The organism is Psychrobacter sp. C 20.9 (assembly GCF_001921765.1).
GTDB lineage: Bacteria > Pseudomonadota > Gammaproteobacteria > Pseudomonadales > Moraxellaceae > Psychrobacter > Psychrobacter piscatorii_B.
Genome location: NZ_MRYC01000011.1, coordinates 26,743 through 40,685, shown reverse-complemented (window position 1 = coordinate 40,685; position 13,943 = coordinate 26,743). Strand labels below are relative to the sequence as shown.

At 45.3% G+C, this 13,943-nt stretch carries 15 protein-coding genes; 5 read left to right on the top strand and 10 right to left on the bottom strand.

All coding sequences use genetic code 11. The features are described 5' to 3' along the window. Positions 1-6 precede the first annotated feature (6 nt). The 5 genes from pqqC to BTW00_RS08790 all read left to right on the top strand — a co-directional run bounded on the left by pqqC (position 7) and on the right by BTW00_RS08790 (position 4,341). Positions 7-768, top strand: coding sequence for a pyrroloquinoline-quinone synthase PqqC (gene pqqC, locus BTW00_RS08810; protein ID WP_075107092.1), 762 nt, complete (start codon positions 7-9; stop codon positions 766-768). Further along, positions 765-1,061, top strand: a complete 297-nt coding sequence (gene pqqD, locus BTW00_RS08805) for a pyrroloquinoline quinone biosynthesis peptide chaperone PqqD (protein ID WP_058025981.1) — start codon at positions 765-767, stop codon at positions 1,059-1,061. Before pqqC ends, pqqD begins: the two co-directional genes overlap by 4 nt. Next, positions 1,058-2,215 (top strand): pyrroloquinoline quinone biosynthesis protein PqqE, encoded by a 1,158-nt coding sequence (pqqE, locus tag BTW00_RS08800; protein ID WP_075107091.1) that lies wholly within the window; start codon positions 1,058-1,060, stop codon positions 2,213-2,215. Before pqqD ends, pqqE begins: the two co-directional genes overlap by 4 nt. 2 nt (positions 2,216-2,217) lie before the next feature. Then, positions 2,218-3,270, top strand: a complete 1,053-nt coding sequence (locus BTW00_RS08795; RefSeq protein WP_371915064.1) for a dipeptidase — start codon at positions 2,218-2,220, stop codon at positions 3,268-3,270. 114 nt (positions 3,271-3,384) lie between these two features. Then, positions 3,385-4,341: an EamA family transporter gene (locus BTW00_RS08790; RefSeq protein WP_075107090.1), complete on the top strand. Its 957-nt coding sequence runs from the start codon at positions 3,385-3,387 to the stop codon at positions 4,339-4,341. Positions 4,342-4,483: 142 nt separating this feature from the next. Here the strand turns inward: BTW00_RS08790 and BTW00_RS08785 are convergent, their stop codons facing one another. From BTW00_RS08785 to pxpB, 10 genes are all read right to left on the bottom strand, one after another. Next, the gene (locus tag BTW00_RS08785; protein ID WP_075107138.1) at positions 4,484-5,533 is read right to left on the bottom strand and encodes a zinc-binding alcohol dehydrogenase family protein; all 1,050 of its coding nucleotides are present in this window, start codon (positions 5,531-5,533) and stop codon (positions 4,484-4,486) included. Positions 5,534-5,638: 105 nt separating this feature from the next. Then, complete coding sequence (locus BTW00_RS08780) at positions 5,639-6,508, bottom strand: SDR family NAD(P)-dependent oxidoreductase (RefSeq protein WP_143506573.1); 870 nt, start codon at positions 6,506-6,508, stop codon at positions 5,639-5,641. 286 nt (positions 6,509-6,794) lie between these two features. Next, complete coding sequence (locus tag BTW00_RS08775; RefSeq protein WP_075107088.1) at positions 6,795-7,922, bottom strand: M14-type cytosolic carboxypeptidase; 1,128 nt, start codon at positions 7,920-7,922, stop codon at positions 6,795-6,797. Positions 7,923-8,245: 323 nt separating this feature from the next. Continuing rightward, on the bottom strand, positions 8,246-9,070 hold the full coding sequence (locus BTW00_RS08770; RefSeq protein WP_075107087.1) for a class III extradiol ring-cleavage dioxygenase: 825 nt from the start codon (positions 9,068-9,070) through the stop codon (positions 8,246-8,248). A gap of 136 nt (positions 9,071-9,206) precedes the next feature. After that, the gene (locus tag BTW00_RS08765; protein WP_075107086.1) at positions 9,207-9,659 is read right to left on the bottom strand and encodes a DoxX family protein; all 453 of its coding nucleotides are present in this window, start codon (positions 9,657-9,659) and stop codon (positions 9,207-9,209) included. Positions 9,660-9,853: 194 nt separating this feature from the next. Further along, a complete protein-coding gene (locus BTW00_RS08760; RefSeq protein WP_256714042.1) occupies positions 9,854-10,276 on the bottom strand; it encodes a biotin/lipoyl-containing protein in 423 nt (140 codons plus the stop codon). 54 nt (positions 10,277-10,330) lie between these two features. After that, positions 10,331-11,518 carry an NRAMP family divalent metal transporter gene (locus BTW00_RS08755; protein WP_075107084.1) on the bottom strand — a complete coding sequence of 396 codons (1,188 nt, stop codon included), beginning with the start codon at positions 11,516-11,518 and terminating at the stop codon, positions 10,331-10,333. A gap of 69 nt (positions 11,519-11,587) precedes the next feature. Further along, complete coding sequence (pxpA, locus tag BTW00_RS08750; protein ID WP_083603615.1) at positions 11,588-12,325, bottom strand: 5-oxoprolinase subunit PxpA; 738 nt, start codon at positions 12,323-12,325, stop codon at positions 11,588-11,590. After that, on the bottom strand, positions 12,315-13,238 hold the full coding sequence (locus BTW00_RS08745; protein ID WP_075107082.1) for a biotin-dependent carboxyltransferase family protein: 924 nt from the start codon (positions 13,236-13,238) through the stop codon (positions 12,315-12,317). Before BTW00_RS08745 ends, pxpA begins: the two co-directional genes overlap by 11 nt. A 39-nt stretch (positions 13,239-13,277) precedes the next feature. Next, positions 13,278-13,931 (bottom strand): 5-oxoprolinase subunit PxpB, encoded by a 654-nt coding sequence (gene pxpB, locus BTW00_RS08740; RefSeq protein WP_075107081.1) that lies wholly within the window; start codon positions 13,929-13,931, stop codon positions 13,278-13,280. Between the last annotated feature and the right edge of the window lie 12 nt (positions 13,932-13,943).

Below are 13,943 nucleotides of genomic sequence, written 5' to 3'. Positions count from 1 at the left end.
AATAAAATGAAAACAACAGAAGAAACCGCACTCAGTCCAGAAGCGTTTGAACAAGCAATTATGGCCAAAGGTCAGTATTATCATATCCACCATCCTTTTCATATCATGATGCATGAAGGGCGCGCGACCCAGCAGCAAATCCAAGCGTGGGTTGCCAATCGGTTTTATTACCAAATCAATATCCCACTAAAAGATGCGGCGATTATGGCCAATTGTCCCGATCAGCGCGTGCGTCAAGAGTGGATCCAGCGCATGATTGATCAAGATGGCGTCTATCCTGATGGCGGCGGGCGCGAAGCATGGCTCGGTCTGGCGGAAGCGGTTGGCCTGACACGTGAGCAGGTGATTTCGGAAGAATTGGTCTTGCCAGGGGTGCGCTTTGCGGTCGATGCGTATGTGAACTTTGCTCGCCGTACCTCATGGCGTGAGGCCGCTAGTAGCTCATTGACCGAACTGTTTGCCCCGCAGATTCACCAATCACGCTTAGAGTCTTGGCCCAAGCACTATCCTTGGATCAAAGAAGAAGGCTATACCTATTTTCGCTCGCGCCTCAGCCAAGCGCGCCGCGATGTTGAGCATGGCCTGACCATCACCCTAGACTCATTCAAAACGGCAGAGCAGCAAGAACGCATGCTTGAGATATTACAATTTAAACTCGATATTTTATGGACGATATTGGATGCCTTGAGCCTCGCTTATGTCCATGACCAAGCGCCTTATCAAAGCGTCACCACTGACCATGTCTGGCATAAAGGATTGTTCAAATGAGTATACCCGCGAGTTTACCTGAGCTGGATCAATCTCTGGTTCCCACATGGCGTCATGGCTATCGCTTTCAGTTTGAGCCAGCGCAAGACGCGTATGTCCTGCTCTACCCTGAAGGGATGATAAAACTCAATGACAGCGCCAGCATCATTGGACAACATATCGATGGCACCGCATCGGTTGCTGATATTATCCAAAAGGTGCAAGCCATGTTTGGCGACGTGCCTGAAATCGAGCAAGACATTATCGAATATATGCTGGTCGCCCAGCGTGAACATTGGATTGATTTAGTATGACTGCACCCGTCGGACTGCCGCTATGGTTACTCGCTGAGTTGACCTATCGCTGCCCCTTACAATGCCCGTATTGCTCCAACCCCATTGACTATGCGCGCTATAAAGACGAGCTGACGACACAGGAGTGGTTTGATGTGTTTGATCAGGCGCGGCAAATGGGCGCGGTGCAGCTGGGCTTTTCTGGCGGTGAGCCACTGGTGCGTCAAGACCTAGAAGAACTGGTCGCTTATGCGCATCAAAAAGGCTTTTATACCAATCTCATCACCTCAGGTATGGGACTGACTGAAGCACGCATTGCCAGTTTAAAAGACGCAGGATTGCAGCATATCCAAATCAGCTTCCAAGCCAGTGATCCATCGGTGAACAATGCCTTGGCAGGCTCCAAACATGCCTTTGAGCAAAAATATGAGATGTCACGTCTGGTCAAGCAGTACGACTATCCGATGGTACTTAACTTTGTGATTCATCGGCAAAATATCGATCAGATTGACCAGATTATTGATCTGTGTTTAGAGCTGGAAGCGGATACGGTTGAGCTGGCTATTTGTCAGTTTTATGGTTGGGCGTTTGCAAATATCGAAGGCCTACTACCGACCAAAGAGCAAGTGGTCAGAGCCGAACGCATCACCAATGAATATCGTCAAAAAATCGAAGATCGTGGTATCAAATGCAAACTCATTTTTGTGGTGCCTGATTACTATGAAGAACGTCCAAAACCTTGTATGGATGGCTGGGGTAAGATTTTCTTGACCGTGGCACCTGATGGCACTGCCCTACCTTGTCATGCTGCCAGACAGCTGCCTATAGAATTTCCTAATGTACGCCAAACACCACTTAAAGATATTTGGTATGACTCTGCAAGCTTTAATCAGTATCGCGGTGATGAGTGGATGCCTGACATGTGCCAAAGCTGCCCCGATAAAGAGCGCGATTATGGCGGCTGTCGTTGCCAAGCGTTTATGCTGACGGGCGATGCCAAAAACGCCGATCCTGTGTGCGGCAAATCGCCTTATCACTACCTGATCGAGGAAGCACGTGTTAATAGCGAGACGCCAACTCCGTTTGAAGATCTGCGCTTTAGGAACCCTAAAAATTCTAAACGATTAAGTATGAGTCAAGAGCAACTGATTCCCACGCGTATGGTCACGGATTAATGATGAATAACCAGCCTATAATTTTTGATGGTCATAATGATCTGTTAACCCGCCTATGGCTAAGCTCTGCTGACGATCCGGTGCATGATTTTATTTATGGCACACTACCGGGACATTTAGATTTAAAGCGTTGCCGACGAGCAAGATGGATGGGCGGCTTGTTTTCTATTTTCTTACCGCCCTACGCTTATGTGAAAAACAACCATCCTGACAAATTAGCCAATCCTTCACATTCAGATTTCACTCCGCAAGAAATCGTTGATATTTGCTGTGCGCAACTAGAACTTGCTCAGCAATTACAGGCGCGATCAGATGGTCAGATTCAGATCTGTACGTCTGTTGCACAAATTCAAGCCTGTCAGCAGAACCAGCAACTGGCCATCGTTTTGCATCTTGAAGGCGCTGAGTTTTTGGCTATTGAGCCTGAATTACTGGATGTGTTTTATGAAGCAGGACTCAGAAGTATTGGCCCACTGTGGAATAGGAAAAGCCTATTCGGTGATGGTTTAAATGCGTCTTTTCCGCACTCACCAAATACAGGCTCTGGTCTGACCCGCGAAGGCAAAGACCTTATTTTGGCGTGTCGTGATAAGCATATGCTGATTGATGTATCGCATATGAACGAGCGCGCGTTTTGGGATACGTTAGAAATTGCCGATCAGCCCATTGTCGCAACCCACTCCAATGCGCACACCTTATGTCCGCAAGCAAGAAACCTGACTGATCGACAACTGGCTGCCATTAAACAAAATGGTGGTATGGTTGGGGTGAACTTCGATGTGGCATTTATTCGTGCGGATGGGCAGCGAGATACGCAGACCTCACTTGATGTGATCGTCGATCATCTTGCTTATCTGATAGACCATTTGGGCGAAGATCACGTTGGCTTTGGCTCTGATTTCGATGGCTGTTTATTGCCTGATGAATTGTCTGATATCAGTCAAATTTCCAAACTGATTGAGCAGATGCAACAACGTCACTTCTCTGATGCGCTTATTGAAAAGATCACGTCAAAGAATTGGTTTAGGGTGTTGGGTAAGATATGGCAGAAATAAGTCATATAAGGAATCCATAAGAGTGGCTGGTACCTTATAAATTCATATACAATTCTATACTTCCTAAATAGTTTATTAAAATCATAACCAGCCATAACTTCCTAGGTTAATTACATGACTCCCATATATACCGCGTTGGCTATACTAGTTACTTTTATTTGGGGCGTAAACTTTACTTTTATTGCATGGGGGCTTGAGAGCTTTCCGCCATTGATGCTCACTGCGCTTCGTTTTTTCTTTACTGCTGTGCCATTAGTTTTATTTCTAAAGCCACCTAAATTTAACCGTACTTTATTAATATACGCCATCGGTACATTTGTTATGCAGTACGCTTTTGTATTCACTGCCATGCATCTGGGCGCATCACCGGGCCTGACGGCGCTATTACTACAGATTCAGATTTTTATCACTGTATTACTGGCTTACTTTATATTGGGTGAGGCAGTAAGTCGAGTGCAAATCATTGGTATGTTGATTGGTGTACTTGGTCTCAGTGTGATTGCGCTAAACCTTGGTGGTGATATGCCTTTAGCTGGATTTGTTTGCATATTGATTGCGGCAATAGGTTGGAGCTTTGGCAACATTGCATCAAAACAAGCATCAGCGCAAGCAGCCTTAAAAACTGCGCAACAGGGTTCAAAAATGAGTATTGTCTCGCCTAGCACTGACAAAAACAAGGCATCTGCATTATCTGCTCTAGCATTAGTAGTTTGGGGCGGTCTCATTGCTTGCGTGATATTGACTCTATCTTCTCTCATCTTTGAGCCCGAAGCCTGGCAACTAGCAACGTTTACCGAAGCCTCACTAAAATCTTGGCTATCGCTTGCATTTATTGTATACATCTCAACACTCATCGGCTTTGGACTATGGGCGCATTTGCTCAGTCAAAATACTGCGTCCAAGGTTATGCCTTTTGCCCTACTGGTACCCTTGTTTGGCATGGTGACCTCCGTGCTGCTCACAGGAGAAATCGTAACATGGTGGAAGATGTTAGCAATGTTATTGATTTTATCTGGATTATTACTGGCGAATGTGAAGCTAAAATTACAAAGAAAGCATCAATCAATATGACGTTAGCTACTTTACTTAAAAGAAGTAAAAAATGCGTTAAAAACATGTGCTCTCATTACACACAAAAAAACCACCCTAGCCATTCAAGCGGGGGTGGTTTTCTATTTTGTTTTTAAATTCATCCTTTCTAATGCTCTAAGTCCTACGCAGACCAACCTTCTAACACTATCTTGCCATGTGCTTGCTGGTTTTCTAGCATTTGGTGTGCATGGCGTACATGCTCAGCCGTGATAGTGCCAAGATGATAGGCAACGGTGGTTTTGATCTTGCCTGCATCAATCATGTTGGCAACGTCCGTTAATAAGCGATGTTGCTCAATCATATCTGGTGCATGGAACATAGATCTCGTAAACATAAACTCCCAATGTAAGCTCAGACATTTAGTTTTAAGCAGCTTGGCGTCTAGTGAGTCAGGATCATCGATGAGCCCTAATTTACCTTGTGGCTTTAAGCATTTAATGATCTCTTCATAATGCTCTTCGGTGTTGTTTAGACTGATGACATAATCCACCTCAGTGATACCTGTCTTCTGTAGCTCTTCAAACAATGGGTTACGATGATTGATGACATGATCTGCGCCTAAATCCTTTAACCACTTTACGCTCTCATCTCGTGATGCAGTGCCGATAATCGTGTCAGAAGTTCGTATTTTTAATAACTGCGTTAAGATAGAACCAACCCCGCCCGCTGCACCAATAACTAATACCGAGACGTCATTAGCACGCTCATCACTACCGTTTTTGTCTGCCGAATTATTAGTAACAGGTACTTGCAGGCGCTCAAACAACATCTCCCAAGCCGTGATCGTGGTGAGTGGTAATGCAGCGGCCTCCGCAAAAGATAGCGATGATGGCATACGCCCAACGATGCGCTCATCAACCAGTTGATATTCAGCGTTGCTACCTGAACGGGTTAAATCCCCTGCGTAATAAACCTTATTCCCGACTGAGAATAGGCTGACTTCGTCGCCAACCGCTGTCACGATGCCCGCCGCATCCCAACCAATCACTGCGTACTCACCCTCTGGTGCAGGACGCGATTGACGGATTTTATAATCTACGGGATTGACGGATATGGCTTTTACCTCTACCAGAATGTCATGGCCTGTCGCAGTTGGCTTATCAAGGGTAATGTCTTGTAGCGCTTGTTCGTTATCGATGGCGAGATTGTCTTGATAGCCAATGGCTTTTATTGTCTGATTTTGCATTGTTTTTATTCCTAATAATAAATAAATTGAGCAAAGTTCTCATGTGGGCAGTACTGAAATACATAGCGATTAACAGGAGGTAATATATTTTTAATACAACGACTGTAATACCTGCTGTGTTTGACGCTCCAGCTCTGCAATGGCTTCTTTGTCTAACGCATCGGCATGCGGTTGACCAAATTCGCCTCTCGCATCACCATGTGCACCATCTTTGATATCGTTATCAAAGTATTTACCCGTGTCATTAGCGAACTCATCCGAGACAGCCAATTCTGTTAGGATATTTGCGCCTTTGTCTGCTGATGACCAGTACTGACCATACGCTTCATCAACCATCTTAGTATTGAGAAGGGAGCCTGGATTCACAGCAATCACATTGATATCGTCGTTGATAACCTTGTCAGCCAAGGCCATACTCCACATCGTGAGCGCCAGCTTACTTTGTGCATAAGCAGCTTTGTCCTCCAAGCTGGTTTGTCCTGCAAATGCTTCATATGATATTGGCGTCTGAGCGGCTGAGCTTAGATTGACGATGCGCGGATTCCCAATATAAGATTCGCCAGATTGTTTGAGTAACGGTAATAGCGCATTGGTCAGCTCATAAGGCGCTAAGTAATTGACCACAAATCGTATGTCCAAATTATCTTTGGTCGTTGCCGCTGATGTGGTATAAATTCCCGCGTTGTTTATCAAGACATCAAGCTTTGGCAACTTTTCATTCACGTCTGATGCCATTTTAAGTACAGCAGTTAAATCAGAGAAATCCGCTACAAACCCATCAACTCTATCTACTGCTTCGCCTCTCGCTACTGCTTTGACTTCTGTAATCACATTGGCCAGCTTTTCAGCATCGCGGCCATGCAGGTACACTTGATGCCCAGCCTCTGCTAGCTTTAAAGCAGCCAACTTACCAATGCCATCCGTGCTACCGGTAATTAAAATTGTTTTAGTTTTACTCATGATTGCAACCATCCTGATTATTTAACTTATGGTTATATTATTAGGTACACGCTACATTTTATCCGCCGTCATGGTATCCATTGTTATGAAAGTGTTGTACTTCATACAGACACTATTGATCATTTTTCAGTATTATTTTAAAAGTGGCGAACGCTTTATATAATTGTTTACTATAGGAAAATCATAACTATACACATAAATATCTGATAAATAAAAAACGCTAGGAAGTGAGTACTTACTAGCGTTTGAGCAACGACTGTCTATCTAAATCTTCAGTTAGCGTCAATTAACGTAAATCATCAACGACGGCTAGCATGGCGATAAGCGATGCTTCCCCTAACTGAATAGAACGCTCTGGTGACCAGCCCATTTCTTCATCAGGTAGATTATCGTTGTCTTTAAATGGCATCTCTAACGTATTGGCAAGACAATTAAAACGCTCAGCGACCCAATGGGTTGCCAGTGTCATGTTCGCCTCACCTGGCGCATCAATCTCATAGCCGACCTCGGTCTGAAAGTCAGCACTGGCTAATTTCAATACGTCTGAGAACCGATCACGTAGATGTGCGAGGCGCTCATTATAACTTGGCGTGCCTTGAGAGCCCGCAAGGAATGCATAAGGCAATGCTTCATCCCCATGCACATCATAAAACAGATCAACGCCCGTCTCTTCCATCTTCTTAATCACATAAAACACTTCAGGGCTTTTGTCCAAGCTTGGACTTGCCCACTCACGGTTTAGATTCGTACCTGCGGCGTTCGTACGTAGATGCCCGCGTACACTGCCATCAGGATTCATATTGGGCACAATATAGAAATTGGCTTTATCTAATAATAGCCTGCTATTGGCATTGTCGCTGTCTAACAAGCTATAGAGCAAACCTTCGACCAGCCATTCGGCCATCGTTTCACCCGGATGCTGACGCGCAGTGATCCAAATATTGCGCTTACTACTATCTCCATCACCAATTTTGACCAAAGTAAGGTCACGCTTATCAAGCGTGTCGCCTAAATGCTCTAATGTCACTAGCGGATGTGTCTGTACAGCGGCTAATAAATCTTGATGACGCTCATAGCTATAAGGGGCAAAATAAGCAATTTGAATGGTCTCGCACGCCAGCTCTGCCACGATGGTTAATTTGCCATCTTGGTAAGAAGTAGGCAAACGGAACCAATGCTGACGATCGTAGGAAGCGACTGCTTGATAATTCTCCCACCCTTCGAGATAGGAAGCCTCCCCTGCATTCATAATATGAAGAACGTACTTCTCTCCAACCTCGCCAGAGAGACGGAAGTTAAACCATTGGAAAAATTCTTCGCCAACGTCTGGACGAATGGCGAGCTGAATATTATTTTTATCTTCTATATTAAGTACGTCAATATTACCTGCGTCAAAATTGGCAGTGATACGCATGATCGCTCCTTGATGGGTTGTGATGAGTGGATTTGATAAGCTCAATTGAGGCATAAAGACATATGATAGTCTGTTTTATGCTAGATATGGGCCAATCTAATATAGTAGAACCTCAATAAAATTGATACAGCATAGGAAACGCGCTCGATTAAACGCTACTTTTCTTGCTTGCTGAGACTGCATCTCCAGAGGCTGCGAAAAATAGCGTTTAATCTTGCTATACCATTTTTATAATGGTTTCACTATACAGTAGCGTATTATTTTATTGGTCATCACGTCCTCTTTTTCAAGTGATCAGCTGAATGGCGTTCTCTACTTGGAATTTATCCAAACTGAAAAGCAGATAACTGCGTTTTTAGCACTTGCTCAGAGTAAATTTTATCCCCCTTATCATTGCCTGCTGCACCTGCTGCCACCATCAGCGGTAGCAAATGCTCCTCTGCGCCTAATGGATGTGAGGCTGTTGCATAAGGGGCTTTTGACCAGTTAGCTAGTGCTGACCATCGCGTCTCCCAATCCGCTGCGACAGTATTGGTCAGCCAGTCGTCAAAACCCTCTGATGGTGCGGTAAATTTTGCATCACCATAGCCGCGCATATTATGAAAACTCATACCGCTACCAATAATCAACACCCCCTCTTGGCGTAATGATTGCAGGGCTTGACCTGCTGCCAGATGCGCTTCTGGGTCGAGATCATTACGTAGTGACATCTGTACTACAGGAATATCTGCCTCAGGGAACATTACCTTTAACGGTATAAAGACGCCGTGATCAAAACCGCGTGACGCATCTTGCATATTCGCTATACCCGCCTCAGTTAGCATTTTACTGACCCGTTCGGCCAGCACTGGCGCACCTGATGCTGGGTAAGCCAAATCATAAGTATGCTCAGGAAAGCCATAATAATCGTAAATCAGATCAGGTTTTGCGCCAGAGGTGATACGAAATTCAGGCGTCTGCCAATGGCCGCTAATGATTAAAATAGCCTTTGGTCGCTCAGGTAATCGAGTGGTAATGCTCGCTAAAAAACTTGCCATACCGTCCCATGTACCCGCAGGTTGCCAATCCATAAAAAAACAAGGTCCTGCGCCATGCGGTATAAAGAATACAGGCAGGCTTACTGCCCCGTTAGATGCGTATATGCTCATCACTTTCTCCTTGTCACTTTTATAAGATGGTTTTATTGGTTGATATGAAGCGGTTAACGTGAGTCATGACGATCTTGAAGGTGACACTTTTTTAGCGTTACTGATAGCCATTAAAGGTAACTATTACACAATCCGCTTAAGCTCGCCCTAGATTTTTTGATAATACCTTGTCCATACTTATCGCACCGCCACCTTGTACCATCAGTGCCAGCAGCGCTACCATCAAGGTCAATGCATATTCGTAGCCGCCATTGGCAATGAATAAGCCACTACCGATATGGACAGAAAAAATAGCAACTAACATCGTAAAAGCGGCGATCAATGCTGCAGGTCTCGTTAATAATCCTAATACTAACGCAAGACCACCAAAAAACTCAGCACCGCCTGCTAAGATAGCCATCAGGTAGCCAGGTTCCATACCCATACTACTCATCCACCCAGCCGTACCTGCCAGCCCATTGCCGCCGAACCAGCCGAAAAGCTTTTGCGCGCCATGTGCCATCAAAATTAGGCCCACAGGTACACGAAGGATTAAGGCAGCAGCGCCAGCTTTCGATGTTAAAACTCTATTGAATAATGAGGATTGCATTGATGAGTACTCCATAACGTAGTAGTAAGATAAAGTGTTTAGATATTGGTATAAACATACTTTACTATCATCGTTATGGAAGAGTAAGCCAATTTATATTGAATAATTATCAACGTAGTGTTGTTAATTGGTTGGATATAAACCTTAATAAGTATGCAAAAGACACAGACAAAATGCCATCGCCGCATTACTCATTAATGTATTATTACATCCAATATAGGCTGACCGTATTCCACACCGATCCCATCCTCAACCACCATATCGCTAACAATACCGTCATGCTCACTCACGACAGGGAGCAGGCGCGTCAGCTCTTCAATAAAGCAAACGGTTTGGCCTTTTTCAATACGATCGCCTTTTTTAATAAGATTATCCGTCACGGCGTCAGCACTTAGATGCACGATACCCACATGTGTGGCACGCACTTGCGCAGACTCATTGCTATCATTTTCAGAGATATTCTCACCGTTGTCTGCTACAAGCTGTGGACGATGGCGCTGCGAATAAATAGCATTAACCACTTTGATTGACTGACCACCCTCTACGACCGTCATTTCCTGTAATTGGCTGCGCTCGAAGAGCTTGACCACTCGCTCGACTTGTTTGATATCCATCATATTCTCCTTATATTATATTTTTTAGTCGATACTGTTTTTAGCCCGGCCCAATTTTTAGCTTAGTCCAAGGTATTTGGCAATGGTCATGATACTCAGCACACTCATCGCAATAGCGATTAGCCAACCAAAAGCAGCAATCCAAATAGGATGCTTGTAGTTGCCAACGATGTTTTTTCGATAAGCGGCAATCAGAATAATCACCATCGCAATAGGTAAGACCAAGCCATTCAATGTACCTACCAATACCAGTACCTGAGCAGGCTTACCAATGGTGGCAAATACGAAGGTTGAAGTGACGATAAATCCAATAATAAAGTAGCGCTTATAGGTTTCGATAAAGGGATGGAAATTGGTCATAAACGACACTGAGGTGTAAGCAGCGCCAATGACTGAAGTCACAGATGCCGCCCAAATAACGATACCAAAGATCACTTTACCGACGTTACCTAAGATATGCTCAAAAGGTGACATCGCTGGGTTTGACGGATCTAAAGTTAGGCCTTGTGATACCACGCCCAGCACAGCAAGGAATAAAAATACCCGAATCACTGAGGCGACCAAAATACCCGTGACTGAGCTTTTGGTCACTGAGCCTAGATTTTCCTCACCCGTCACGCCAGCCTCTAGCAGGCGATGCGCGCCGGAGAAAGTGATATAACCACCGACCGTACCACCGACCAAGGTCACGATGGCCACCGCATCAATTTTATCGGGCATGATAGTTTTGGTCGCCGCTTCTGCCAAAGGTGGGTCTGATTTGAATACCACATAAATGATTAAGACGATTAAGATAAAGCCCATGAGCTGAGCAAACTTATCCATTAAAGGCCCTGTCTCTCGGCCTAAAAATATCGCGACGGCAATCACACCACTAATCAGGGCACCCGTGATGGGTGAGATATTAAACATCGACTGCATGCCAAGGCCAGCACCGCCGATATTACCAATATTAAAGGCAAGCCCGCCTGCAATGATCAAAAAGGCCAGCAGATAACCGACCCCAGGAAACACCAAGTTGGCGATTTCCTGTGCGCGTTTTTTGGATACCGCTACCACGCGCCAGACATTGAGTTGAACGCCGATATCCATAATGATTGATATTAAAATAACAAAGCCAAAGCTTGCCATTAAACTTTCGGTAAAAGTAGCGGTTTGGGTTAGGAAACCCGGCCCAACCGCTGAAGTGGCCATCAAAAAGGCCGCGCCCAAAATGGCGGTATTGTGCTTTTTTAAGGTACTCATAAACATCCTTGTTTTGTACAGAACAACTGACTTTAGCCATTAACGTTCACACAGCTATCGGTCAAATGATTATTGAGCGGATATCGTGATACCCTTTCGTTCTAATTGTTTTTTGATCTCCTGCGCAAATAAAATGGCATGCTCACCATCGCCATGCAGACAGATACTCTCTGCCTCAACGGGCACCACCTCACCGCAGACACTGGTCACCGTCCCTTGGGTAATCATCTGCAATACATGGTCAATAGCCGCTTGGGTATCGGTGATAAGCGCGTTGTCTTTACTGCGCGAGACCAATGAGCCATCTTTTTCGTAGCTTCTGTCCGCGAACACCTCGGATATCGACACCAGCCCCTGACGTTTGGCGGCAGCAACCAAATGACCACCTGACAGCCCCATGACTTTTAAATTGGGATCAAAGCGTTTGATCTCACTGACCAAAATATCAGCGAGCGACTCATCAACAGCTGCTTGGTTGTATAAAGCACCATGCGGTTTGACATAATCTAATGATACACCGACCAGATTACACAGCGCTTTGGTAGCACCAAGCTGATAGGCCATCAGCGCCCGATATTCCTCTTCGCCCAAAGACTGATTGGTGCGACCAAAGTTTTCTCTATCGTCAAGCCCTGGGTGTGCTCCAACTCTAACATTGTTTTTTTTGGCCAATTGCAAGGTCGCGATCATCTCCGCATAAGAGCCTGCGTGCAGCCCGCAGCAGACATTGGCAGAGCTGACGATGGTAAGCAGTTTATCGTCTTGTCCGCAGCCTTCGGCAACGTCTGCATTCAAATCAATGTTCATAACCATACTCCTGTATCTGATCGATATAATGTTGTTGGTTTTGGCGTGCGCGGTACGCTTGTTCGCTATCTACGAGGGTAAATTGACAGGTTTTACCAAACCTTATTTGTGCCATTAATCCGATATCTGCATCGATAACGGTAGCAATTTTAGGATAACCACCAGTAGTTTGCCCGTCCGCCATCAGCACGATTGGCTGACCTTGCGGCGGCACTTGAATCATACCCATATCGACACCGTGCGAGCTCATCTCTTTGGGCTCTGTTAACTCAAGGGATAACTCACCTGCCAAGCGATAACCCATACGGTTACTGCTAGTCTGTAGCTGCCACGATTGGGAGACAAAAGCCGTCTGTGCAGATGCTGTGAAGCAATCATACTCGCTACTTTTAATCACACGAATAGTATTAGTTGGTGCAAGAGGAGTCACACCGATAATGGGCAAGTGTGACGGTACTTTTACCTTTAACCTGTCATCCGCTTGTAAGTACCTACCGTTAAAGCCACCGAAACCAGCTTTTAAATTGGTACTACCCGATTGCAATATAGACGCAATATCAAATCCACCGTGCATGCAAAGATACGCATACATGCCCTCTATCGGACGTAGTAGCTTGAGGGTTTGCCCCGCTTTTGCATTGATGCGCCAATAACTGGGTATACGCTTGTTATCCAAATATGCCTCATAAAGCGCGCCTGTCAGACAAAAGCTGACGTCTTCTTCAAACTGTATGGTCAATTCACCCATCGCCAGCTCAATTGCTGGCTCGTCACGCTCATTTTTTAGCAAAGCATTACCTGCTTGCAGCGCCCAGTGATCCATCGCGCCACTTCTACCCACGCCCATACTGCGATAACCAAAACGCCCTAGGTCCTGAATACTGGCCATACCATTGGTCGTTAAAATCTTCATTGCTGCCACCTATTGACTCATTTTTTACAGGGTCTTGTTTTATTCATGGATATCTATTGCGGTAAAGCATAAAGTATCACCAGCACTCAGCAAGGTTGGCGAATCTTTGGCTAAGTCAAATAACGCGGTGTCTGTCTGACCCAACAACTGCCAACCGCCGGGGGAGGCAAAAGGATAAATGCCTGTTTGCTCGCCGCCGATACCGACCGACCCTGCAGGGACTTGTGTCCTTGGTGTAGTATGCCTTGGAAAATGTAACGACTCAGACAAGCCACCAAGATAAGGAAAGCCGGGCTGAAAACCGATAAAATAAACGGTATAAATAGCGCTGGTATGCAGATCGACCACAGCATCGACAGACATACCCAAAGCTTCTGCCATTGCTGCTAAATCAGGACCGTATTTGCCACCATAATGCACGGGTATCTCGATATGCTTGCCGTCGATGATTTTCTCAGGCATCTCCTCAAGCAGCGCAGTCAGTTTGTTTTGTAGCGCTTTAAACTCATCCCATGCTAGCGGGTGACTAAACACACTGAGTGTATTCATACCGATAATGACTTCGATAACTTCGGGCATGGTTTCAATAATATCCGCCAGCGCCCAGCATTTTTTCTGTTTGTCTAGGCTGATAGGCTTTGGGAAAAACAACACAAGGTTGGTTTCGCTGCCAATTTGCCATTGTAGGGTCATCCTTGTACGCTC